Below are 23279 nucleotides of genomic sequence, written 5' to 3'. Positions count from 1 at the left end.
CGGTCGGCGCGCCCTGCACCGGTACACAGCGCCGCGCCAGCGGCGCGAACACCGTGTCGCCGACGCAGGTCGCGTCGACGCCCTGCGCGTTCGGGTTGTGGTCGGCCCGGTCGGGGACCGTCCACAGCCGCCCAGGGAGTCGGCAGTGGTGTTCACAGGATCCGCTCGTCGTCGTTGGCGACGCCCCGGCATGACGAGAGTTCGGATACATCCGGACCCGGGTGGAACTGATGAGTTACCTGCCGAGGAGGCAAATGATGTACGAAGCAGTCAGCACGCAAACGGGTGACCGACTGGTCCCGGTGGCCGTCGACGAGGAGGGCTCGGCCATCGCAGGGCGGGCAAGCCGCGACCAGCGCGGCATGGTCAGCGCGGAGTGGGCGGTGGGCATCATCGCCGCCGTCGCCATCGCTGGCGTGCTTCTCGCCGTGGTCACGAACGGAGCGGTGGAGAAGGCGCTTCTCGAGTTCATCCTCGCGGTGATCCGCGGATTCGCGAAGGGCTGAGGGCCGTGCGGACGACGGTGGGCGACCGAGCGCCGGCTCGCGGGCGCGTCGTCGTCCGAACCCGAGCTGAGGGCGGGGCGCAGCGGGGTGCAACCCGCTTTCCCGACCGTCGGGTCCCGGTTCCCGCGCGCGGTGACGGCCGGGGGATGGTGACGGCAGAGCTCGCCGTCGCCACCCTGGCAGGGCTGACGTTGTTGATCATGATGAGCTGGGGGATCTATCTGGTGGTGATGCAGCTGCGCTGCATCGACACCGCCGGCGAGGTGGCTCGTCAGTCTGCGCGCGGTGACGACGATGCCGTCCGCCAGGCGCGGCAGGACGCCCCGGTGGGCGCGAAGGTCACCGTTCGTGGGGAAGGTTCTGTCCGGGTGGTCGAGGTTCGGCTCACGGCCCGCCCGTTCTTGGACCAGTTGCCGGGGGTTCAGCTGTACGCCGACGCTGCGGTGCTCGCCGAACCCGGGGAGTCCTGATGCCCTCGCCGGATGAGCGTGGCGGTGGCTCCGTGCTGATGGTCGGCCTGATGGGGGTGGTCATGGTGCTCGCCCTCGCGGCGACCTGCGTCGCGGGCTACCTCGCCGCGTTTCATCGGGTCCGCGCCGCCGCCGACCTGGCTGCGCTCAGTGGAGCAGCCGCCGTTCATCTCGGTCAGGACGCCTGCGACATCGCGGAAGACAACGCGGTTGCGAACGGGGTCCAAGTCACGAACTGCGAGCAGGTGGGCGACGAGATCGACTTCGTCGTCACAGTGAGGGTGATGGCGCCCGTGACGACCCGCGTTCCCGGTCTGCCCCGGCGGGTGACGGCGACGGCGCACGCGGGTCCCGTGCAGCCTGGTTAGACCGGTTCAGCGACCAGCGACGTCGACGTCGTCCGCGGTCGGCCCGCTGGCAGCCGCCCCGTCTGGTCCCGTGTTCCCGTCCGGTCCCGTGTCCCCTGTCGGCTTCGTCGATGCCTTAGCTGCTGCTGCCGGCGGGGCAGCTGCACCCTTGGCCGAAGGGATGGTGATCTTGGCCTTGCCGCCGTCGAGATCGATGCCCAGCGGGGCACCACCACCGGGGGTTGGCTTGGAGACGAGCATCTTCTGGCGGTCCTTTTCTTCTCGGAGGTGTCTGAGCCCAGGTTCGAATATCTCGAAGAAGCTCATCTCGCCGGACCGTCGTCGGTGGCGCGCTCGGCCTCGTCCAGCAGCGCGGCCCGCTCGGCGGCGGTCATCTCGGCGCCCTCGCCGGATGCGGGGGTTGCCGCGGAGTCGGTGCCGCTCCGGTCCGCTGCGGTGGTGGGCCGAGACGTCGGTGCGGGGTCGGGGCGTGAGGATGCCGGCGTTGCGTCGGAGCGTGTGGATGCCGGCGTTGCGTCGGAGCTGCGGGCCGACGAGTCGGACAGCGTCGCTGGCTTCTGCTTCTTGCGCGACACCGGCGTCGCAGCCGAGCTGCCGTTCCCGGCCGCAGCCTTCAGCGACCGGATCTCCTGCCGGCGGGCACGCTGGCGCTTGACCCCGCGCCACAACAGGCCGAGAGCCAGGATCAGCACCAACATTGCGGCGGCACCGGTGAAGAACACCCCGCCGTCGGTGACGTCGATCTTCGCGCCGAAGATCGACAGCTCCGACACCTCAGGGTTGCTCACCAGCACCGCGACCGTGAAGATCACGACAAGGAGGATGAGGATGACGGCGACGGGGATCATGAACCCATTATGTCCCCGGACCTCGTGCCTGGCGGTCAGCCATGCAGCAGCGTCACCAAGGCGGTGGCGGCCACCTTGTCCAGCACCTGGTTGCCGCTGCCGCAGGTGGCCGACACGATGCACGCCGGGCAGCCCGCCTCGCAGGCACAGGACCGGAGCCGCTCCAGCACCGCCCCGAGCCAGGGCTCGACCTGCTCATAGCCACGGCGGGCGAAACCGGAGCCGCCCGGCTGACCGTCGTGGACGAAGACGGTGGTGAGGCCGGTGTCGGCGTGCAGGGCCGTCGACAGACTGCCGACATCCCAGCGGTCGCAGGGGGCAAAGAGCGGCAGCAGTCCGATCGCGGTGTGCTCGGCGCCATGCGCCCCACCCGCCAGCTGGGCCATGGTGAGGTCGCCGGTGTCAGCCGGGTCGAGGGTCCACCACATCGCCGTGGTCTGCAGTGCGTGCTGGTCGAGGTCGAGCGGGGTCGAGTCCCAGACGTTCCCGGTCTTCTCATCGCGGCGGAGGAACCCGGTGACCTGGGAGGTGACGCGTACCTCCCCCAGGTGGACGCGCCCGGCTCCGAGCGGCCGCGACTCCTGCTCGGCCACCACGGTGATGCCGGACTGAACCAGCGGCTGGGTGAAGTAGCCGGGCCGATCGGCGTGCACCAGCGCCTCATCGTTGTCCAGATCGAGCGCGTCGCAGAGATAGCTGTCGCCTTGATGCAGATACACGGCGCCGGGATGCACCGTCGCGTCGGCCGCGGAGCGATCCACGTGACCCAGCACGCGTCCCGTGGGCTCCTCGATGATCTCCACTGAGTGGCCCCCGGCGGAGCGCAGGTCGATGGCGTCCACCGCCCGGTCGGTCCGCGTCCAGAACCAACCGGTCGGTCGTCTCCGGAGCAGGCCCTGCCGGGTCAACCGGTCCACCAGCGGCGCGAAGGCCCGACCGAACAGCTCAGCGTCAGCCGGCACCAAGGCCAGCTCCTGGGCGGCGGCGGCCAGATGCGGGCCGAGGACGTACGGGTTCTCGGCGTGCAGCACGGTGGCCTCGACCGGCTCATCGAACAGCAGCTCGGGATGCTCGAACAAGTAGGCGTCGAGCGGGTTGGCGCGACTCACCAGCACCACGCTGGCCGGCGTCCCGCGGCGCCCAGCGCGGCCCGCCTGCTGCCATAGGGCGGCGCGGGTCCCGGGGAAGCCGGAGATCAGCACCGTGTCCATGCCGGCGATGTCGACGCCCAGCTCCAAAGCGTTGGTGGTGGCGACGCCGCGGAGCGTACCCGCGGTCAGGTCACGCTCCAGCCGCCGGCGGTCCGCGGGGAGGTAGCCGCCGCGGTAGGACTCGATCCGCAGGTCCGGGGCCTGACGGGCGGCCCGGACCGCCACCAGCTCGGCCATCCTGCGGGACGGGATGAACGCGATCGTCTGGCGACCCGACTCCACCGACGCCGCCAGCAGGTCGGCAGCCTCGTCGTCGGTGGAGCCGGCGGGCTCCCACAGCACCATCTCGACCTCACCATGGGCCGAGTCGTCGGTGTCGACCACGGCGACGTCGGTGGCGGGCACCCCGAGCAGCTCCGCGGCCGCCTCAGCGGCGTTGGTGCTGGTCGCCGACGCCAGCACGAAGGTCGGGTACGCTCCGTACGACGCCGCAATCCGGCGCAGCCGTCGTACGACGGCGGCCACCTGCGATCCGAACACCCCGCGATAGCGATGCGACTCGTCGATCACGACATAGCGCAGCGACTGCAGGAATGAGGCCCATCGGGCGTGGGCCGGCAGCACCGACAGGTGCAGCATGTCGGGGTTGGTGAGCACGAACGCGGCGTGCTCGCGGGCCCACTCCCGCTCGACGGCATCGCTGTCGCCGTCCAGCGTGGTCACGTTCCACGACGACAGCCCCAGCTCGGTGCAGACCCGGAGCTGGTCGTGGGCGAGCGCCTTGGTGGGGGAGAGATAGAGGGCGGTGTGCGGCCGTCGTGGCCGGAGCAGCTCGTGCCGCAGCGACTGCGCGGCGGGGGCGGAGGCCTGTGGACCACCGTAGGTCGCCGCAGCGACGGGCAGCAGATAACCCAGCGTCTTGCCCGACGCCGTGCCGGTGGCCAGCACCACGTGCTGCCCGGCATGGGCTGCTTCGGCCGCGCTGACCTGGTGCCGCCACGGGGCGGCCACCCCCTGATCGGCCCACGCCGCCCGGACCGGCGCCGGCGTCCAGGCGGGCCAGTCGGTGGTCACCCCCGCTCGGGCGGGCAGCAGGTGGCGATATCGGATCCGGGCGGGGTCGAGCCAGGGCGCGGGCTCAGGCACTGCGGCGCAGCGCCCGCTCCTCGGGCCAGGCGCCCCGGGCGTACTGCGGCGGATACGGCGCGTCTGTTCCCGCGGAGCCAAGCTCGTGGGCTGCCCGCTGCGGCCAGGACGGCTCGCGCAACGCGACGCGGGCCAGCAACACCGCGTCCGCATGGCCATCGGACACGATGGCCTCTGCCTGGGCCGGGTCGGTGATCAGGCCGACGGCCGCGGTGGGCAGCCCGGCACTCGTGCGGACCTGCGAGGCCAGCGGCACCTGATAGCCGGGTCCGACGGGAATCGGCGCCCGGGCGACGTTGCCGCCGCTGGAGACGTCGACCAGGTCCACTCCGAGCTCACCCGCCCAGCGCGACACCTGCGCGGTCTCCTCGACCGACCAACCGTCCGCCACCCAGTCCGTCCCCGAGAACCGGACGAACAGCGCCTTGCCGGCCGGCCAGACCTCACGGATGGCGCGGATGACCTCGAGCAGCAGCCGGGCCCGGTTCTCCAATGATCCGCCGTAGGAGTCGGTGCGGTGGTTCGACAGGGGCGAGAGGAACTCGTGCAGCAGATAGCCGTGGGCGGCGTGGATCTCGGCCACCTCGAAGCCGGCCCGATCTGCTCGGGCAGCCGCGGCGGCAAAGTCGGTGATGACCTTCGCGATGCCGTCCTGGCTGAGCTCGGTGGGGGCGGTGAAACCGTCGAAAGCCACAGGGGAAGGGGCGACGGTCGGCCACCCGCCGGCTTCGGCCGGGATGCTTCCCGCCGCTTCCTGCCAGAAGGAGAAGGTGGACGCCTTGCGCCCGGCGTGCGCCAGCTGGATGGCGGGCACCGCGTGCTGGGAGGAGATGAAGCGGGCGATCCGGCCCCAGGCGTCCGCCTGCTCGTCGTTCCAGATGCCGGCGTCCTCCGGCGTGATCCGACCTTCAGGCGACACGGCCGCGGCCTCGGTCATCACCAGACCGAAGCCCCCGGTGGCCCGAGCGCCGAGGTGCACCAGATGCCAGTCCCCCGGCATGCCGTCGTGGTCGAGACAGGAGTACTGGCACATCGGAGCGAGCCAGATTCGGTTGGGGATGGTCACATCACGCAGGGTCAAGGGCTGGAACAAGGAAGCGGTCACGTCGTCTAGCGTGGCACGGCGTCCGAGCGCCGACGAAACGGCTTGGTGGCCTTCCGAGGGGCAACCCGTCACAGCAAACCAGTGCTGCTAGTGGTTAGACTGCCCCGTCGCGCCGTACCGGCGGTGCTTTCCCCCATGTCCCAGGAGGACGTTGTATGTCCCTGCTTCCAGTGTTGGAAGTGACGCCCCTCGCCGTCACACTGTCGGGGGTCAACCTGACCTTCGTGGCCATCGTCGCAGCCATCGCGTTGGTGGCAGTCGTGATGGCGATGGTCTTCCGCCGTGAGGTGCTCGCCGCGGGCGAAGGCACCACGAACATGCAAGAGATCGCCCGCGGGGTCCAAGAAGGTGCCAGTGCCTACCTTGGCCGGCAGTTCAAGACCCTCGCGCCGTTCGCGCTCATCGCCTTCTTCCTCCTCGTCCTGCTCCCCGTGCACGGGGACGGGGCGTTCGGCGACTGGACCCTGAAGATCGCGCGCTCTGTCGCGTTCCTCGGTGGCGCCTTCCTGTCAGCCCTGATCGGCTATCTCGGCATGTGGCTGGCGGTGCGAGCCAACCTCCGGGTCGCCGCCGCGGCTCGCTCCGAAGGCCGTAACCCGGCCATGAAGATCGCGTTCCGGACCGGCGCGCACGTCGGCATGGCCACCGTCGGCTTCGGTCTGCTCGGTGCCTCGCTGGTGGTGCTCATCTTCCGCGGCGACGCGCCGACGGTGCTCGAGGGCTTCGGCTTCGGTGCCGCGATGCTCGCCATGTTCATGCGCGTCGGCGGCGGCATCTTCACCAAGGCCGCTGACGTCGGTGCCGACCTCGTCGGCAAGGTCGAGCAGAACATCCCCGAGGACGACCCCCGCAACGCCGCCACCATCGCCGACAACGTCGGCGACAACGTAGGTGACTGCGCCGGCATGGCAGCTGACCTGTTCGAGTCCTATGCGGTGACCCTGGTCGCCTCCTTGATCCTCGGCAAGGCAGCCTTCGGTGAGTACGGCCTGGTCTTCCCGCTGATCGTCCCCGCCATCGGCGTCCTGACCGCGATCGTCGGCGTCTTCCTGACCAAGCCCCGAGCCGGCGAGAACGGTCTCAAGACCATCAACCGGGCCTTCTATCTCTCCGCCGGCATCTCCGCCGTGCTCTGCGCCATCGCCGCGTTCACCTATCTGCCGTCCTCCTTCGCCGGCCTCGAAGTCGCCGACATGGACTTCTCGTCAGTGCCGATCGACGACCCGCGGATCGTGGCCTTCGGCTCGGTGCTGATCGGCATCGTGCTCGCCGCGATCATCTTGGCGCTGACCGGCTACTACACCGGCACCGAGGATCGACCGGTCCAAGACGTCGGCCGGACCTCGCTCACTGGCGCGGCCACTGTGGTCCTCTCGGGTATCGCGGTCGGTCTGGAGTCCGCGGTCTACACCGCCCTGGTGATCGCCGCGGCTGTGTACGGCGCCTTCCTGCTCGGTGGGGCCGGCATCGTTGGCCTCTTCGCCATCGCGCTCGCCGGCTGCGGCCTGCTGACCACCGTCGGCGTAATCGTCGCGATGGACACCTTCGGTCCGGTCTCCGACAACGCCCAGGGCATCGCCGAGATGTCGGGTGACGTCGACGGTGAAGGCGCGCAGATCCTGACCGAGCTGGACGCGGTCGGCAACACCACGAAGGCCATCACCAAGGGCATCGCGATCGCCACCGCTGTGCTGGCCGCGACCGCGCTGTTCGGCTCGTACACCGATGCCATTCGTGCAGTGCTCGCCGACCGCTACAACGAGTTCACCGCTGAGTCGGTGGTGTTCGCACCGCAGACCCTGGTCGGTCTGATCATCGGTGCCGCGGTGGTGTTCCTCTTCTCCGGCCTGGCCATCAGCGCGGTGGGTCGCGCTGCCGGCGCTGTCGTGTTCGAGGTCCGCCGCCAGTTCCGCGAGATCCCCGGGATCATGGAGGGGACCGGCAAGCCGGAGTACGGCAAGGTCGTCGACATCTGCACCAGGGACTCGCTTCGTGAGCTGGCCACCCCCGGTCTGCTGGCGCTGCTGGCTCCGATCGCCGTCGGCTTCGGCCTCGGCGCCCCGGCCCTGGCGGGCTACCTCGCCGGCGCCATCGCCTGCGGCACCTTGATGGCGGTGTTCCTGGCCAACTCCGGTGGCGCGTGGGACAACGCGAAGAAGCTGGTCGAAGACGGTCACCACGGCGGCAAGGGCTCACCGGCCCACGAGGCGACCGTCATCGGTGACACCGTCGGCGACCCGTTCAAGGACACCGCTGGTCCGGCCATCAACCCGCTGATCAAGGTGATGAACCTGGTCGCGGTGCTGATCGCCCCGGCCGTCGTGGCCATGTCGCCGCTCAGCGACGACCCGAACGGCTTCCGCTTCGTCATCGCTCTGGTCGCCCTGGCCATCATCGTGGTCGCGGTCTTCATCAGCTCGCGCCGCGGCATGGCGATGGCCGACCCGGAGCCGAACCCGGGCCTGGACGGACTGCCGGGCAACGCCCCGGGTGCGGTGAACGAGCATCCCCGGACCACCTCCGACGAGGCCGCGACCCGGCAGGAGACTGAGCGCCGGAACTGACGCAGCCGCGTCGCAGCACATCTGTCACGCCCGTACCCCGCTGGGGGTGCGGGCGTGATGTGCGTTATCGGACCTTCGTGAGCAGCGGTGTCCAGGACTTCGTCCCTCCCAGCGGAGGCAGGCGCATCCTGCTGCCACAGATGATCGGACCCGCGCAGGCCAAGGAAGGCTTGCGAGACGTCGGTCCGATTGGCCGGACGCCAAGCATGGTGGCCATGCCGGCGTCCGCTCGCCCTCTGTCTTGGCGCGCCGCGCCGACCGTGCGCATGTCGCGCTGGTGGTAGCACCCAGCAGGAGCGATAACAAGGATGGCGACAAATTGGTGGGTACCTTTCAGAACCACCTGAAGTGTCACTGCCAGTCCAGCAGCGGTGTCGACCGCGAGAAAAGCCGTCCGCATGAGGTTGCTGGACGTTACGATCATGTAAACCGTCGAGATAGGTACGGTCCAATATTGACCACGGTGATCTGCGACTCCAGAATCTTGACAACCAATCAACGAGCGGAGGACTCAGTGCCTGGACCAGGTGTTATGTCGCGTCGAAGGTTTGTCGGATTGACAGCGGCTGCGAGTGCCGGCGTTGGACTGCTGGCGGGATGTTCAGAGGACTCCACTGCGAGTGGGGAGCAGGTCACCATCACGTTCTCCTATCTCTGGACTGGCCAGGAGGCCAAGGCCCTCGAGGAGGTGATCGCGAAGTTCAACGCGAGCCAGTCCGACATCATCGTCAGAGGTGTCTCGAACCCCGACACGCAGGCGCAGCTTGCTGCCATGACCGGCAGCAAAGGAGTCTTTGACATCTCGGACAACTTCAGCACTGCGACTGGGTCGTGGGCCTCGAAGGGCGTCATCCGCTCACTCGATGAGTACATCCAGCGGGATAAGTTCGACCTCAACGATTTCGTGCCAGCGACGTTGGACACCTGCAAGTACGAGAATCAGCTGTACCAACTGCCCATCGCGGTGAACAACTACGCCCTGTTCTACAACAAGGAACTCTTCGCCAAGGCGGGACTTAAGAACCCCCCGAAGACCACCGGCGAATGGGCCGCAGCGATCGAGGAGCTGACGCGAGCTGACAGCAAGGGGATCAGTCAGCTTGGTCTGTGTGGAACTGGCGGTGCGGCGGTCGACTACCGCCTACTCGGTGCCACCTTCGGCGGAAGCTGGTATGACAACGGCAAGCCGACCCCCGCCAACCCGGCCAACATCGCCGGCGCCGACTTCTATGTCGACAACGTCATCAAGAAGTATGGCGTCAAGCAGATCGACCGCTTCGCCTCCGGATTCGGCGACTACCAGTCGCCACAGAACCCGTTCTACCAGGGAAAGCTCGCGATGGTGATCGACGGAGAATGGCAGCCGGCCTTCATCAAGGAGTTCGCACCCGACCTCGACTGGGGTGTCGTGCCGATCCCGCACCCCGACGACCGTCCCGACCTGGCCTCCACGACGCTGGTTGCCTCCGGAACGCTGTTCATTCCGAGCAACAGCCAGCATCCCGATGAGGCGTGGGAGTTCATGAAGTACCTCCTCTCCCCAGACGCCATGCGTACCTTCACCAAGGCGCTCTCCAACCTGCCCAGCCGAGCCTCCCTGCTGAAAGACAACGCCTACAGCGACATCCAGGACTTCGACGTCTTCCTCGACCTGCTCGCCAGCGAGAACGCGGTCACGATGCCCAGCGAGCCGAGTCTGGCGCAGTACACCTCTGATCTAGCAACGGCTGATGACCAGATCACCCGGTTGGCCAAGACGCCGGCCGCGGCGTACGCCGAGGTCGCCACCGCGGCCGAGAGCTATGGCTGAGGTCGCGCTGGCGACCGGACGGCGTCGGCGTCAGGTACGGATCGCAGGATTGGGATTCTCGACCCCGTGGATCATCGGGTTCTTGGTCTTCATGGCCGGGCCGATCGTGGTATCGCTCTACTACAGCTTCACCGACTTCAACCTTTTCCAGTCACCTAAGTGGGTCGGCCTGGAGAACTACGCCACGCTGCTCGATGACCCGAAGTTCCTGCGATCGATCATCAACACCACCTACCTCGCAGTCGTCGGCGTACCGCTTGGTCTGGCCCTGGCCCTGATGGTGGCGTTGGCACTCAACTTCCCCGTGCGCGGCCAGCCGCTGTACCGGGCGATTGTCTACCTTCCCGCCATCGTGCCGGTGGTCACCGCCACGTACCTCTGGCGCTGGGTCTTCAACGCCGAGTACGGCTACCTCAACGAACTCCTCGGACGCATTGGGTTGCCCGGACCGAACTGGCTCGCGGACCCCGTGTGGACGAGGCCGGCGGTCATCATCATCACGCTCTGGGGCATCGGCGGGACGGCGGTCATCTACCTTGCCGCGCTGCAGCAAGTTCCACAACAACTGCACGAGGCTGCGGCCGTCGACGGGGCCAACACCTGGCAACGCTTCTGGCATATCACCTGGCCGACCCTGACGCCCGTCACCTTGTTCCAGTTGATCATGGGCATCATCGGGGCACTGCAAATCTTCGCTCCGACCTACCTGCTCACCCAGAGTCGCGCAAATGCGGCGAGCGGCGGGCCCGGTGATTCGTTGCTCACCTACACGATGTACCTGTTTCAGAATGCTTTCGTTTTCCTCAAGATGGGTGAGTCGGCGGCAATGGCATGGATACTTTTCCTAGTGATCGGTGCCCTGACCTTGCTGATCGTGATCACCTCCAAGCGGTGGGTGCACTATGGCAGTGAGTAGTCTCGTGAATGACAACGCTCATCGGGCGGTGAGACCGACCCCGGCGAAGAAGCGGTCGCAACGCCGCTACCACGGTCGAAAGCTGAGTTATCACCTGATCCTGATCGTGATCTGCCTTGCGTTCTTGGTTCCGTTCGCGGTCATGATCACAACAGCGTTCAAGACATCCACCGACATCTTCCGGGTCCCGCCGAAACTGCTGCCGGACCGCTGGGTCCTCAGCAACTTCACCGAGGCCATGCAGTCGATGCCTTTTCTCAGATATCTGGGAAACACGGTGCTACTGGTGCTGCTGAACGTGCTCGGGACCTTGGTCTCCTGCCCGCTGGTGGCGTACGGGCTTGCGAAACTCCAGTGGAAGGGGCGCAACGCCGTATTCCTCACGGTGCTCGCCACCATGATGCTCCCCGCACAGGTGACCTTCATCCCGCTGTACTTGCTGTGGGACCGCGCCGGCGCGGTGGGTACGCTCTGGCCGCTGATCATCCCGGCGTTCTTCGGCTCGCCGTTCTACATCTTCCTGCTGCGACAGTTCTTCACCGCAGTACCGGATTCGCTCCGCGAGGCCGGGCTGATCGACGGTGCTTCTGAGCTCCGCATCTACCTTCAGCTGGTTCTCCCACAGGCCAAGGCGGCACTGGCGACGGTGGCGATCTTCCAGTTCGTCGCGACCTGGACTGACTTCTTGTTGCCCTTGATCTACTTGAATCAGGAGGAGAACTACACGCTGTCCATCGGCTTGTACAATTTCTTCGGCCAGCACGGGGTCGCATGGGGCCCGCTCATGGCAGCTTGCTTGATCTTCACGCTGCCTGCGGTGGTCATCTTCATGTTCGCCCAGCGGTACTTCGTGCAAGGGATCGCTGTCACTGGGATGAAGTGACCGAACTCCGTGGAACGGCGGGGGAAGTGGTGGATGAAATGTCCGAGAACGTTGATGGTTCCGAACTGCCTAAGCACCAACGAATCCGGAAGACGCTCGCGGCCGAGATTCGCGGCCTCGCTCCGCACAGCCTGTTACCCACTGAGCGGGATCTTGCCAAGACGCACGCCGTCAGCAGAGCCACCATACGGCTCGCGCTGAATGCCCTCAGCGAGGCTGGCCTGGTGTACCGGGTGCAGGGCGCCGGCACCTTCGTCGCGGGACCGACCATCTCCAAGACGCAGTCGCTCAGCTCCTTCAGTGAGGACATGGAGATCCGGGGAAAGACCGCCTCGTCGCGCCTGCTGGCGGCTGATGAGGTGCCCGCCGGACGGGCCCTCGGTGAGGAGCTGGGGATCGCACCCGAAGATCATGTCTTCCGAGTCAGCCGGATTCGGCTCGCTGACGGAGAGCCGATCTGCTTGGAGACGACCCACATTCCAGCGTCTCGGACGCCGGGGCTCCTGAGCGAAGACCTGACCGGGTCGTTGTACGCCATTCTCCAGAGGTCATACGAGGTGCGGGTGGTCCGGGCGGAACAAGTCGTCAAGGCCGTCGTCCTCGATGTCTGTGAGGCGGCGATGCTCGGCACCCCACCGGGATCGGCGGCGCTACGGATGCACCGGATCGGGCTCGACGAACGGGACCGACAGATAGAAAGCACGACCTCGGTCTACCGAGCAGACCAGTACGAACTCAGGATGGCCATCCGCAGAGGCGGATAGCGGTGACTTCGAAAGGACAGGTAACAGCAAATGATTCGAGTTGGCATCATCGGCACGAACACCTCGCACGCGGGCGTTTTCGCCGGATTGCTCAACGGTGTCGGGGGGCAGCCCGCGGTTGTTGACGGGGGTCGCGTGGTCGGCGTCTGGAGCAGTGGGAAGGACGGACTCTCGGGACGTCACAGCGACGCTCCGGATCTCGCAGCCGCGTTCGATATCGAGCGGGTCGTCACCGACCCTGCGGAGTTGATCGGATCGATCGATCTGGCACTCGTGCTGGACGACTACGACGGGGGAGCCCACCACCCAGACCTCGCACGGACCTTCCTGGAAGCCGGCATCGCCACTTATATCGACAAGCCGATGGCCCTCGAGGTTGCACAGGCGGTTGAGCTCTTCGATCTGGCGGAGAAGTTCGAGACGCCGGTGATGAGCTGCTCGGCGCTCCACTTCGCCGCCGAGCTCGGTGCGCTGAGCACTGACTCCGCCGAAACGTCGAGCACCGTGGTCGCAGTCGGTCCCGGCGACTGGTACAACTACGGCATCCACACCGTCGAGGCGGCGGTGGCCGTCCTGGGAACCGGTGCTACGTCGGTCCAGCAGAGTCACTCGGCCGGCCGCGACGTCACGGTGATCAGCCATCCTGATGGCCCCAGGATCGTCATCGCGACTGTGCGTGACACCCCGGTGTCGTTCCACGCCACGGTTTATGGCGCCAACGGTGTGCGCCAAACCGAGATCTCGGACGCGCAAGGCTTCTATGCCAACACCATGACGGCCGCGATCGGTATGGCTGCGAGCGGAACGTCCCCCATCGGGCGTGACACAACTCTTGAGGTGCTCGCCATCCTGGCTGCAGGCCGCCGATCAGCGACGACTGGACACCCAGTCCAGATCGCTGACGTCTTGACGGGTGCGGGGCTGTGAGCGGCCCGCGAGTCGGCGTCGTCGGCGCCGGCACCATCGGACGGACCCACCTGAACGCCTACCGGGCGGCAGGAGCCACCTTGGTCGCGGTGACCGACACCGATCCACGGGCGGCCGCGGAAGTGGCGGCCGAGTTCGGCATCACTGCGTACACCGATATTGCCCGGATGATCGAAGAAGCTGAGCTTGATGCCGTGAGCATTTGTACCCCACCGTCGGGACACCACGACGCGGCTCTGCTCGCCCTCGGCGCAGCGGTGCCCGTGCTGTGCGAAAAGCCGATGGCCCGCACCAACGACGAGTGCAGTTCAATGGTCGCGGCTTCCGACGACAGTGTCGCCTTCCTCACCGTCGGCTTCTGCCACCGATTCCAGCCCGAGATCGAGGCGATGCGGGATCTGGTCCGTGAGGGTCGCATCGGTCGAGTGCTGTCTTTCCGGAACCGCTTCTCCGGCCCGCTGGACGGGGTGGAGTCCTCTTGGTTCGCACAAGCGGACGTCTCTGGTGGAGGGGTCCTGATGGACACTTCCGTGCACTCGCTGGATCTGTTCCGATACGTGATCGGCGAGATCGAGCGGATCGTCGCGGTGGTTGCGACGACGGCTACGGATCGCGGCCCAGCCCTTGACGTTGAGGACAGCGCCGTGGTGACCCTCCGATCAGAGGACGGCGTACTCGGAGTGATCGAGGCCAGTTGGCGAACCGCTCCCGGGGAAGCGGTCGTCAGTGTCTCCGGCACTCAGGGGCGGCTCGAGCTCGACTATGCCACGGGCACGCTGTCGCTGCTCACACCTGACGGCCACAGATCGGTCATCGAGGTGCCGGGCGGGGATCGATTCGTTCGTCAGGCGTCTCACTTTCTCGATTGTGTCGCAGGCCGCGGCACACCGCGGGTGACCGCTCGCGACGGTGCTCGCGCCGTCGCACTTCTGTCCGATGCCTACACCTCAGCCGGTTCCGTCGGCTCGGCCATCAAGGAGAGCTGAACCGACCATGAGCTATCTGCCGATCACTGGGACCTTCCTGGACGAGATCAGCCACGACATCGCTTCCCAGAACTGGGGCCCGGACGAATGGGCACGGGAGTTCGACACCTTCGTCGAGGCGGGTATCGACACTGTGATCATGATCAGGACCGGGTATCAGGAAAAGCTCGCCTGTCCGTCTCGGACCATCGCCGCGCACCGACCCGTACTGCCGGTCTACGTGGATCTGGTCCGCATGTTTCTCGATCTCGCAGCGGAGCGCGGCATCGGCCTCTTCTTCGGCCTGTACGACTCCGGCTACCACTGGCATCGCAACGACTGGACGGTCGAGGTGGACATCAACCGGCGTTATCTCCGGGAGATGTTCGAGACGTACGGCAGCTCACCGGCCTTCCGGGGCTGGTACCTGCCGCACGAGACCTTCGACTCCGGCATGCGGATCGTCGATATCAACGTCGCACTCGCCACCGAGATTCGCAGCATCAGCGATCTACCCATCCTGGTCTCCCCGTTCTTCCACGGGAGGACCGATCAGGCCGCAGGGCCGCACAGCACTGCACGAAGCGTCGACGAGCACGCGCGGGCTTGGGCGGAGATTCTTGGCGCCTATTCCGGGCTCGTCGACTATTGCGCATTCCAAGATGGGACGGCGGATCTGCTCGCGCTCGAGGAGTTGACCAAAGCCACGGCTGAGGTCGCGTCCAAGGCCGGCATCACTTTGTGGTCCAACTTGGAGTCGTTCGATCGAGACGTGCACATCAAGTTCCCGCCCTTGGACTGGCGCAAGCTGGCCCATAAGCTGGACGTGGTGCAGCCGTACGTGGAGAAGGTGATCACGTTCGAGTTCTCGCACTTTCTCAGTCCCAATTCGACAATGCCCGCGGCGCGGAACCTGTACCGGAGGTACCAAGATCACCTGGCAGTCCGCAGCAGCGTGTCGGAGTGATCACGCCGAGACCCCCGCTTCGTATCGACATTGGCGGCTCTAAGACGGTCGCACCAGCCGTGGCCGCACTGCGAGGCGGTCTGGTCGTCTCGTGCCAGGCCTATCCGGGCGAGCCGCTGCGCGATCCCGACGTGATGCGCCGGATGGCCGAGGCCGTGGTGCTCGGTGGAGCGGTTGGCGTGCGAGCACAAGGGCTAGCTGACATCCGCCTGATCCATGCAGCGGTGGTCGTTCCGCAAATCGGCCTCTGGAAAGTTGGATCCGACGGCATGTTCATCACTCCGACGCTTGAACATGCGTTAGCCGTGGTCGAGGCGGGCGCTGACATCGTTGCCATCGATGGCACCCGCCGGTCACGCCCCGATGGGCTGACCTTGGCTGAGACCGTCAAAGCCATCCACGAACGCACCGGCGCACTGGTGTTGGCCGATGTCGGCGATCTCGGCGATGGGCTCGCCAGCCAGCAGGCTGGCGCCGACCTCATCAGCACCACCCTCGCTGGCTACACGGACAGCCGTCGACCGACCGATGGCCCCGATATCGACCTCCTCGCAGACTTGGCTGCTCAGGTCGCGGTGCCTGTCCTGGCGGAGGGCCGTATCCACACCGCCGCCCAGGCCAGAGCCTGCATCGATGCTGGTGCATATGCAGTTGTGGTGGGGACCGCCATCACTCATCCGACCTCGATCACGCGGTGGTTCGCAGCCGCTGTGGAGAGCGATGAGTCCGATGCTGCATCAGACCCCCGGGCGGCGCCGCCTGCGGCAGACGATTCGGTCGTCGGCTAGACCGTCTGCTCGGTCCGCATTCTCCGCGCGCCCAATCCGGATGCGGATAACGAGTCGGCGGCGCAGTAATGAGTTGCCTGATGTTTACCGAACCATGGCAATTAGTTACCTAGACGTGCCAGAGTGAACTGTCGCTGTTCCGCTGGAAGGACGCTCATGACCCGTCGTACGTTGGTCCGCACCGCAGTGGTGGCCCTCGCCGGACTGACGCTGGGCTCGGTGGCTCTGGTCGAACCCGCCACGGCCGAACCCTTGGGCAAGCCCGATCTCCGTGCGGGCGGTTCGGCGCTGGGGCGGGAGCGGTCAGTCGCCGTCGCTCCCGGCCTCGAGCTGACGTCGTTCCAGCGCCTCCAACCCGGCGGCTGGGTGACGGGTCATGTGATGACCGCCGACCTGACCACGCCGACGCTGTCGCTCGATGTGGTCGACGGCGGCACCGTGGCGGGGTCGAACTCCACGATCAGCGACCTGACCCGCCAGTCCCGGGCCGTCGCCGCGGTGAACGGCGACTACTGGGACATGAACCGGTCGGACGCACCCATCGGCACCAACATCTCGCCCAGCCAAGGACTGCGGACCGCCGGCTCCGACCCGCGACAGTCTTTCACCGTCACCAATGGCAAGGCAGCGGTCCAGGAGCTGATGTCGGCCGCGACTGTGACCGTCGCGGGTGACGTGCAGCAGGTGCGTTCGGTCAACTCGTCGACCTTTGCGCCGAACTCGCTGGGCCTGTTCAACCAGGTATGGGGTGCCTTCCCGGTGGCCCGGCTGCTGACGGCCGACGAGGCGGTCCGGGTGGCGACCGTGGTGAACGGCGTCGTCACCTCCGTCTCAGACGATCGCAGCGCCATCACCGAGAGCCGGGCCATTCCCGCGGGAACGACCCTGGTGGTCGCCCGCGGGACCGCCGTGGACCGTCTGGCCGGGCTGAAGAAGGGGTCCGCCATCGGGATCACGGTCAAGGCCAGCGCCAACGTCGACCTGGCCGTGGGCGGCAGTCAGCGGTTGCTGGAGAACGGTCGACTGACCACCGCGGACGAGGCGACGGCCGGGCGTACCGCCATCGGGGTCAGTCGCGACGGCACGATGCTGCGCGTCGTCACCGTCGACGGGCGGCAGGGCGACGCCCACGGCATGACGGTGCAGGAGCTTGCCGGGTTGATGCAGGAGCTGGGCGTGTGGAACGCGGTCAACCTCGATGGTGGTGGCTCCACCACCTTGGTGGCCCGTCCAGCCGGAACCGTGGATCCGGTGCTCGTCAACCGGCCGTCGGACGGTGCTGAGCGGCCGGACGCCAACGCCCTGGTCTTCCGCTCCAGCGCGCCGGAGCGCCTCTCGGGCGTGGCCGTACGCCCGGTCCTCGAACCGCCCGTCGGTCTGTCGGTTGACGGCTCGCACGACCTGCTGCCGGGCCTCAGCCGTACGCTCACCGCCACCGGCCTGGACGGCAACCTCGCCGCCGCGGACGTGCGGGGCACCTTCCGGGTCGCCCCCGGTAACGTGGCGCGGGTGAGCGCCAAGAAGGGCACGGCCGATGCCGTCGTGGTCGGCCGACGCACCGGCGAGGCCACCGTCACCTTCCGTGCCCGCCGAGACGCTGCGGCGGTGACGCTGCGGGTGCTGGGGACGATGACGCGGCTGGTCCCGTCTCGGACGGTCGTGGCGCTGCCCGACGGCAGCACCACCGGCAGCGTCACCCTCACCGCCGTCGATGTCGACGGCCACCGGGTGCCGGTGGAGACCCGGGACGTCGAGGTCGAGGCCGCACCGGGCGTCGAGGTCACGGCCGGCTCCGCCGACAGCTTCACCATCACCCCGACCACCGACACCGGTTCGTCGGCCGTCACCTTCACTGTGCTGGGGCACGTGGTCACGGTGCCGGTCACCATCGGCTTCACCGAACAGGTCGTGGCTGACTTCGCGGATGCGTCCCAGTGGACGGTGCAGACCGCCCGCGCCACCGGCACCTTGTCGGCCGCCACCGGCCCCGAGCAGCAGCCCGCGCTCGCCCTCGACCTGGACTTCAGCCAGTCCACCGCCACCCGTGGCATGTATGCCGTCCCGGTCAGACCACTGCCGGTCGCCGGACAGCCCCAGGCGCTGACCATGTGGATCCGCGGCACCGGCAAAGAGGAGTGGCCACGGATCCAGGTGACCAAGGGCGACGGCACATCGACGAACCTGGACGCCGAGCACGTGACCTGGACGGGCTGGCGGAAGGTCAGCTTCGGCGTGCCGGCCGGCACGCCGTACCCGCTCACCGTTACGGCCATCCGCTTCATGGAGATCCGTTCTGACGTGAGCTATACCGACCGCCTGGAGATCTCGGACCTGCGGGCCCAGATCCCGGTCGACGTCGAACAGCCCGCCGCACCGTACGTGCACGACCCCGCTCTCCTGACCTCCGGGACGGTCGACCACCGACCGCAGCGGATCGCCGTGCTGAGCGACACCCAGTTCGTCGGCCGCGACCCGGACAGCGACCTGGTGCAGGCCGGCCGACGGGCGCTGCGGGAGATCGTCGCGGCCGAGCCTGACCTGCTGGTGATCAACGGCGACTTCGTCGACGAGGCAGCCATGATCGACTTCGCGCTGGCCAAACGGCTGCTGGACGAGGAGGTGGGGGACCGGATCCCGTACGTCTATGTTCCGGGCAACCACGAGGTGATGGGTGGCGCCATCTCGAACTTCGAGTCGGTCTTCGGCCCATCGACCACCGTCCGCGATCTCGCCGGCACCAAGATCATCACCTTGGACTCGTCCAGCGGAACCTTGCATCCGCAGGGAAACACCGACCAGCTCCGGTGGCTGGAACGACAGCTGGCCGCGGCCGACCGCGACCGCCGAATCACCGGCGTCTTGATCTTCAACCATCACCCGGTGGATGACCCGCATCCGGACAAGGCGAGCCAGCTCACCGACCGCTATGAGGCCGCGGCCTTCGACCGGCTGCTCACCCGGTTCCGGGCCGAGTCCGGCAAGTCGGTGGCCCAGATCAACGGCCACGTCGGGGTGTTCCACGCCGACGCCTCCGGGGGTGTCACGCGGATGATCAACGGCAACTCCGGCAAGAACCCCTCCGGTTCGGCCGACCGTGGTGGGTTCACCGGCTGGTCGATGCTCGGTCTCAACCCGGCGCGTGGGGTGGTTGGTGCCCCCGCCAAGCCGGGTGCCCGGACCGCCTGGATGCAGGTCGAGACGCACGCTCGGGTCGACCGGCTCACGCTGGCCGCACCCGCCACCCTGCGAGTCGGTGCCACGGCTGCGGTGTCGGCGACGCTGCGGCAGGACGGCGACCGCGATGTACCGGTCGCCTGGCCCGTCACCGCACAGTGGGGCGGTAGCGGCGTGATCGTCGCGGAGGCGGACCACCGGGACGCGGATCATCGGGCTGCGGACCACCGGGACGCGGATCATCGGGATCGTCGGGCTGTGGTCAGCTATGACCCCACCACCGGGCTACTCCACGCACAGCGTCGCGGCACGGCGACCCTGGAGGTGACCGTCAACGGTGTCACTGCCCGGGCCCGGGTGACGGTGCGCTGACGGCGGCTGCTCCCGCGCCCGCACCGGTGGCGGAATCCCGCGGCGCGGGTGGCAGACTTGACCGACCATGACCGATGAGCCGAAGCGACCCTCCTCGTCCGCGGACGACCGCCCACCGGCGCACCCGGAGCCGGACCCGGCACTCGCCGGGTTTCCGCCCCCGGTGCCACCGGAACCGTCCGATCCGTCCCTGCCGCCCGCCGGCGCAGGGGTGGGGCACCCCGGTCAGCCGCCGGGCCCGTACGGCCAGCCGGGCCCGAACGGCCAGCCGGGCCCGTACGGCCAGCCGGGCCCGTACGGCCAGCCGGGCCCGTACGGCCAGCCGGGCCCGTACGGCCAGTCCCCGTACGGCCAGCCCTCGTACGCCCAGCCGGCCGCGCAGTCAGCTGTCCAGCCAGGTCCGCAGGGGCAGCCGAATCCGTACGCCCAGCAGAACCCGTACGGCCAGCAGAGCCCGTATGCCCAGCAGAGCCCGTATGCCCAACAGAACCCGTATGCCCAGCAGCACCCCTACGGCGCCGGGCTACCCAGTCCCTACGGTCAACCGCCGTATCCGGTCCCGGTGCGGCCGGTGAGCGCGCTGCCGGACGAGCCCCGGGAATACCCGCAGATGCTCCGCGGACCGCGGCACCGCTGGTGGCGTCCGCTGCTGGCATTGCTGTTGGCCGGCATCTTCGCCTTCGTCTCGATCAACCTAGCCACCCTGCTGGTGGGCATCGGCGGCGCCGTCGTCGGGGTCGATGACCCGCTGAACTGGATCGCGGAACTCGCCACCGACACCAGCGACCTCGGCCCCGGGGGATTCATCCTGGTGAACCTCACACTGATCGTGTTGATCCCCTCCTCCGTCTTCGCCGTCTGGATCGCGCACCGGATCCGGCCCGGGTTCGTGTCGTCGGTCGCCGGCCACATCCGCTGGCGATGGCTGGTCCGCTGCGTGGTCGTGGTGGTGCCGGTGTGGGCGATCTACCTCGGACTCAGCGCGGTGCTCGCCCCGGCGACGTCCCCGCGGCCGGCGCAGTGGGCGGTGCTGCTCCTCATCACGCTGGTGATGACTCCGTTCCAGGCCGCCGGTGAGGAGTACTTCTTCCGAGGGCTGCTGACCGAGTCGATCGGCTCCTGGTTCAGCCGGCCGCTGCTGGCGTTCCTGGTCCCGACCGTGATCAGCACGGCTGCGTTCGCCGCCGCCCACGGCAGCTCGGATCCGTGGGTGTTCTCGAGCCTGGCCGTCTTCGCCATCACGGCGTCGGTCCTGACCTGGCGCACCGGCGGGCTGGAAGCGGCCATCGTGCTGCACGCCGTCAACAACGTCGGGATCTTCTTCGTGGTGATCACCGTCGGCGGCTGGGAGGAAGCGTTCGTCAGCGAGACGAGCGCGGGCGCCCCGATCGATGTGATCGTCGCCTTGGTCACCCACGGCATCGTGCTGGCCCTCATCCTCTGGCAGGCCAAGCGGGCCAAGCTGGAGCCGCGCTTCCAGCCCCGACCCAACCCGGCGGCGGCCGCCGGACCGGTCGCGCCGTCGATCGAGCCGGGTCGCCCAGCCGCTGGTTGACACCTTGACCCCGGGCCACAGCTCATCGCCGAAGCCCATCGCCGAACTGAGGAGGGTCGTCCGCGACATGGTCGGCTGCGACACCGGCAGACCGGGGCTGAGCGCCAACCGCCGCGAGTCGGGCGCGGTCTAGATCCAGCCGCGTTCCCGGGCCCGGTGGACCGCCTCGTGCCGGTTCGCCACCCCGAGCTTGGTCACCGCCGACGACAGATAGTTGCGGACCGTGCCGACCGACAGTGAGGCCCGGGCGGCGATCTCCTCCACCGGACTGCCCTCGCCGGCCAGAGACAACACGTCGGCCTCGCGCGCCGACAACGGTGAGTCACCGGCGCCGATGGCCTCTGCGGCGAGCTCCGGGTCGACGTACCGCCCGCCCGCGGCCACGGTCCGGACTACGCCCGCCAGCACCGAGGCCGACACCGTCTTGGGCAGGAACCCGCGGACGCCGACGGTCAGGGCGGTCTTGAGATAGCCGGGCCGTCCGTGGGAGGTGACGATGACACAGGCACACTCGGGCAGCACCGTCCCAAGCTCCTGCGCCACCGCGATTCCGTCCAGTCCGGGCATCTGCAGATCGAGCAGCGCCACGTCCGGACGATGATGGCGGGCGTTGGCCAGAGCCTCCGGCCCGGAGGCGGCAACGGCGACCACCTCGATGTCGTCCTCCAGACCCAGCAGCGATACCAGGGCGTCGCGGATCAGGGTCTCGTCGTCAGCCAGCAGCACCCGGATCATGCCGCCCCTTTCACCCCGGCCGGCTGGACGCCGGCGATCAAGGCCGAACCGCGCCGGGGTGCCTGGGCCTGCAGCGTGAAGCGGTCCCCGACCTGCTCGAAGCGCAGGTCGCCACCGACCGCACGCAGCCGCTCCGCCAGCCCGACCAGCCCGTTGCCGCCGCTTCCGCCGGGGGTCCGTGGTGCGGTCGTCCCGCCGTTGTTGGTCACCACCAGGCTGACGGTGTCGCCCACCTCGACGGTGATGAAGCACTCGCTCGCTCGACTGTGCCGGATCAGGTTGGTCACCGCCTCCCGCAAGGTCCACCCCAGCGCCGACGCCACCGCCGGGTCGAGGTCGATGGGGAACGCTCCGCGGACCACGCAGCGGATGCCGGCCGAGTCGAGCAGCGAGCGGGCGCCTTCCAGCTCTGCGGCCACCTCCACCTCTCGATAGCCGCGGACGATCTGGCGGACTTCTCGTCCCGCGTCGTCGGCGATCGCTCGTACGGCGCTGATCTCGGCGGTGGCGTCCTCGCTCCGGCCCCGGCGGACGAGCTCCGCCGCCAGCTCGCTTTTGACCGCAACAGTGGCGAGGGTACGCCCGAACACATCGTGCAGGTCGCGGGCGATCCGCAGCCGTTCCTCGGCGATCGCCAGCTGCGCCGCCTTGCCGCGCGCCTCGTCAAGCTCCCACACCACGCGCAGCATCCAGCCGGACAGCCAGAACGACATCACGATGCCCACCAGCCCGATGGTCAGCGGCATCCCCATCCCCAGGGCGAACGCCGGCCCCTGGTCCTGCAGCTCGGTCACCACGACCGACGTGACCACGCCACATCCGACGGTCAGCGCCAGCATCAGCCGCCAGGACACCACCGGCGAGATCGCCCCCAGCGGCGCGGCCACGGCCACGATCACGCTGGCCGGCCAGCTGCCCTGCGATCCGACGGCGGAGATGGTGGTGGCCACCAGCGCTACCGAGAGCAGGACCCAGCCCAGGATCCAGCCGAGGTGGATCGCGGTCAGCCGGAGCGGAAGACGGCGCATGGCCGTCATCGCCCACCGGCAGACGGCGATGTTCGCCGCGACGTGCAGGATCCCCAAGCCGACCAGGGTCACCATCAGGGCGCCACTGGCGGACCGGATGGAGGCTTCAGCGGCCCAGCCCAACAGCAGGACCAGCTCCAACCCCAGCAGGACGTAGAGCGAGATCCTGATGTAGAGCTCCAACCGGCGGGTGTTGGTCTGCAGGCCCACGGTGCTCTTCATGCGGGTGATCCTTGC

The 23279-nt window shown here is 68.0% G+C and carries 20 protein-coding genes; 14 read left to right on the top strand and 6 right to left on the bottom strand.

Annotation, left to right across the window (positions count from 1 at the left end; all coding sequences use genetic code 11):
* Positions 1 to 254 precede the first annotated feature (254 nt).
* The 3 genes from AC1XX3_RS10750 to AC1XX3_RS10740 all read left to right on the top strand — a co-directional run bounded on the left by AC1XX3_RS10750 (position 255) and on the right by AC1XX3_RS10740 (position 1344).
* Positions 255 to 506, top strand: coding sequence for a DUF4244 domain-containing protein (locus AC1XX3_RS10750; RefSeq protein WP_483321084.1), 252 nt, complete (start codon positions 255 to 257; stop codon positions 504 to 506).
* 146 nt (positions 507 to 652) lie between these two features.
* Complete coding sequence (locus AC1XX3_RS10745) at positions 653 to 976, top strand: TadE family type IV pilus minor pilin (RefSeq protein WP_483321083.1); 324 nt, start codon at positions 653 to 655, stop codon at positions 974 to 976.
* On the top strand, positions 976 to 1344 hold the full coding sequence (locus tag AC1XX3_RS10740; RefSeq protein ID WP_483321082.1) for an Rv3654c family TadE-like protein: 369 nt from the start codon (positions 976 to 978) through the stop codon (positions 1342 to 1344). Before AC1XX3_RS10745 ends, AC1XX3_RS10740 begins: the two co-directional genes overlap by 1 nt.
* A gap of 6 nt (positions 1345 to 1350) precedes the next feature.
* Here the strand turns inward: AC1XX3_RS10740 and AC1XX3_RS10735 are convergent, their stop codons facing one another.
* Genes AC1XX3_RS10735 through AC1XX3_RS10720 form a run of 4 tightly spaced genes read right to left on the bottom strand, consistent with a single transcriptional unit; the run spans position 1351 to position 5594 of the window.
* The gene (locus tag AC1XX3_RS10735; protein ID WP_483321081.1) at positions 1351 to 1650 is read right to left on the bottom strand and encodes a DUF6191 domain-containing protein; all 300 of its coding nucleotides are present in this window, start codon (positions 1648 to 1650) and stop codon (positions 1351 to 1353) included.
* Positions 1647 to 2192 carry a hypothetical protein gene (locus AC1XX3_RS10730; protein WP_483321080.1) on the bottom strand — a complete coding sequence of 182 codons (546 nt, stop codon included), beginning with the start codon at positions 2190 to 2192 and terminating at the stop codon, positions 1647 to 1649. The genes AC1XX3_RS10735 and AC1XX3_RS10730 overlap by 4 nt, the downstream gene beginning before the upstream one ends.
* Positions 2193 to 2227: 35 nt before the next feature.
* Positions 2228 to 4489 (bottom strand): DEAD/DEAH box helicase, encoded by a 2262-nt coding sequence (locus tag AC1XX3_RS10725; RefSeq protein ID WP_483321079.1) that lies wholly within the window; start codon positions 4487 to 4489, stop codon positions 2228 to 2230.
* Positions 4482 to 5594, bottom strand: coding sequence for an NADH:flavin oxidoreductase/NADH oxidase (locus tag AC1XX3_RS10720; protein WP_483321078.1), 1113 nt, complete (start codon positions 5592 to 5594; stop codon positions 4482 to 4484). Before AC1XX3_RS10720 ends, AC1XX3_RS10725 begins: the two co-directional genes overlap by 8 nt.
* A gap of 155 nt (positions 5595 to 5749) precedes the next feature.
* Here AC1XX3_RS10720 and AC1XX3_RS10715 point away from each other — a divergent pair, with 155 nt between their 5' ends.
* The 11 genes from AC1XX3_RS10715 to AC1XX3_RS10665 all read left to right on the top strand — a co-directional run bounded on the left by AC1XX3_RS10715 (position 5750) and on the right by AC1XX3_RS10665 (position 21279).
* On the top strand, positions 5750 to 8158 hold the full coding sequence (locus AC1XX3_RS10715) for a sodium-translocating pyrophosphatase (RefSeq protein WP_483321077.1): 2409 nt from the start codon (positions 5750 to 5752) through the stop codon (positions 8156 to 8158).
* A 556-nt stretch (positions 8159 to 8714) separates the two neighbouring features.
* Positions 8715 to 9968 (top strand): ABC transporter substrate-binding protein, encoded by a 1254-nt coding sequence (locus AC1XX3_RS10710; RefSeq protein WP_483321076.1) that lies wholly within the window; start codon positions 8715 to 8717, stop codon positions 9966 to 9968.
* On the top strand, positions 9961 to 10884 hold the full coding sequence (locus AC1XX3_RS10705) for a carbohydrate ABC transporter permease (RefSeq protein WP_483321075.1): 924 nt from the start codon (positions 9961 to 9963) through the stop codon (positions 10882 to 10884). Before AC1XX3_RS10710 ends, AC1XX3_RS10705 begins: the two co-directional genes overlap by 8 nt.
* A 4-nt stretch (positions 10885 to 10888) precedes the next feature.
* Positions 10889 to 11767 carry a carbohydrate ABC transporter permease gene (locus AC1XX3_RS10700; protein ID WP_483321074.1) on the top strand — a complete coding sequence of 293 codons (879 nt, stop codon included), beginning with the start codon at positions 10889 to 10891 and terminating at the stop codon, positions 11765 to 11767.
* The gene (locus tag AC1XX3_RS10695) at positions 11764 to 12531 is read left to right on the top strand and encodes a GntR family transcriptional regulator (protein ID WP_483321073.1); all 768 of its coding nucleotides are present in this window, start codon (positions 11764 to 11766) and stop codon (positions 12529 to 12531) included. The genes AC1XX3_RS10700 and AC1XX3_RS10695 overlap by 4 nt, the downstream gene beginning before the upstream one ends.
* Positions 12532 to 12561: 30 nt before the next feature.
* Complete coding sequence (locus tag AC1XX3_RS10690; protein ID WP_483321072.1) at positions 12562 to 13458, top strand: Gfo/Idh/MocA family oxidoreductase; 897 nt, start codon at positions 12562 to 12564, stop codon at positions 13456 to 13458.
* On the top strand, positions 13455 to 14444 hold the full coding sequence (locus AC1XX3_RS10685; RefSeq protein WP_483321071.1) for a Gfo/Idh/MocA family protein: 990 nt from the start codon (positions 13455 to 13457) through the stop codon (positions 14442 to 14444). The genes AC1XX3_RS10690 and AC1XX3_RS10685 overlap by 4 nt, the downstream gene beginning before the upstream one ends.
* A gap of 7 nt (positions 14445 to 14451) precedes the next feature.
* Positions 14452 to 15390, top strand: a complete 939-nt coding sequence (locus AC1XX3_RS10680; protein WP_483321070.1) for a DUF4434 domain-containing protein — start codon at positions 14452 to 14454, stop codon at positions 15388 to 15390.
* Between the two features lie 59 nt (positions 15391 to 15449).
* Positions 15450 to 16178 carry an N-acetylmannosamine-6-phosphate 2-epimerase gene (locus tag AC1XX3_RS10675; protein WP_483321069.1) on the top strand — a complete coding sequence of 243 codons (729 nt, stop codon included), beginning with the start codon at positions 15450 to 15452 and terminating at the stop codon, positions 16176 to 16178.
* Positions 16179 to 16334: 156 nt separating this feature from the next.
* Positions 16335 to 19724, top strand: coding sequence for a phosphodiester glycosidase family protein (locus AC1XX3_RS10670; protein ID WP_483321068.1), 3390 nt, complete (start codon positions 16335 to 16337; stop codon positions 19722 to 19724).
* 67 nt (positions 19725 to 19791) lie between these two features.
* Complete coding sequence (locus AC1XX3_RS10665; protein ID WP_483321067.1) at positions 19792 to 21279, top strand: CPBP family intramembrane glutamic endopeptidase; 1488 nt, start codon at positions 19792 to 19794, stop codon at positions 21277 to 21279.
* A 129-nt stretch (positions 21280 to 21408) separates the two neighbouring features.
* Here the strand turns inward: AC1XX3_RS10665 and AC1XX3_RS10660 are convergent, their stop codons facing one another.
* Together AC1XX3_RS10660 and AC1XX3_RS10655 are read right to left on the bottom strand one after the other, a co-directional pair.
* On the bottom strand, positions 21409 to 22014 hold the full coding sequence (locus AC1XX3_RS10660; protein WP_483321066.1) for a response regulator transcription factor: 606 nt from the start codon (positions 22012 to 22014) through the stop codon (positions 21409 to 21411).
* A complete protein-coding gene (locus AC1XX3_RS10655) occupies positions 22011 to 23264 on the bottom strand; it encodes a sensor histidine kinase (RefSeq protein WP_483321065.1) in 1254 nt (417 codons plus the stop codon). Before AC1XX3_RS10655 ends, AC1XX3_RS10660 begins: the two co-directional genes overlap by 4 nt.
* Positions 23265 to 23279 lie beyond the last annotated feature (15 nt).

The organism is Microlunatus sp. M237 (genome assembly GCF_056896895.1).
Note: the sequence above shows the minus strand (reverse complement) of the source record. Positions and strands in the feature narration are given on the sequence as shown.

Coding starts and splice junctions, on each gene's coding strand:
- AC1XX3_RS10670 (WP_483321068.1), top strand. CDS start 16,335: ATGACCCGTCGTACGTTGGTCCGCACCGCAGTGGTGGCCCTCGCCGGA.
- AC1XX3_RS10655 (WP_483321065.1), bottom strand. CDS start 23,264: ATGAAGAGCACCGTGGGCCTGCAGACCAACACCCGCCGGTTGGAGCTC.
- AC1XX3_RS10730 (WP_483321080.1), bottom strand. CDS start 2,192: ATGATCCCCGTCGCCGTCATCCTCATCCTCCTTGTCGTGATCTTCACG.
- AC1XX3_RS10750 (WP_483321084.1), top strand. CDS start 255: ATGATGTACGAAGCAGTCAGCACGCAAACGGGTGACCGACTGGTCCCG.
- AC1XX3_RS10735 (WP_483321081.1), bottom strand. CDS start 1,650: ATGAGCTTCTTCGAGATATTCGAACCTGGGCTCAGACACCTCCGAGAA.
- AC1XX3_RS10680 (WP_483321070.1), top strand. CDS start 14,452: ATGAGCTATCTGCCGATCACTGGGACCTTCCTGGACGAGATCAGCCAC.
- AC1XX3_RS10745 (WP_483321083.1), top strand. CDS start 653: ATGGTGACGGCAGAGCTCGCCGTCGCCACCCTGGCAGGGCTGACGTTG.
- AC1XX3_RS10690 (WP_483321072.1), top strand. CDS start 12,562: ATGATTCGAGTTGGCATCATCGGCACGAACACCTCGCACGCGGGCGTT.
- AC1XX3_RS10740 (WP_483321082.1), top strand. CDS start 976: ATGCCCTCGCCGGATGAGCGTGGCGGTGGCTCCGTGCTGATGGTCGGC.
- AC1XX3_RS10665 (WP_483321067.1), top strand. CDS start 19,792: ATGACCGATGAGCCGAAGCGACCCTCCTCGTCCGCGGACGACCGCCCA.
- AC1XX3_RS10705 (WP_483321075.1), top strand. CDS start 9,961: ATGGCTGAGGTCGCGCTGGCGACCGGACGGCGTCGGCGTCAGGTACGG.
- AC1XX3_RS10660 (WP_483321066.1), bottom strand. CDS start 22,014: ATGATCCGGGTGCTGCTGGCTGACGACGAGACCCTGATCCGCGACGCC.
- AC1XX3_RS10715 (WP_483321077.1), top strand. CDS start 5,750: ATGTCCCTGCTTCCAGTGTTGGAAGTGACGCCCCTCGCCGTCACACTG.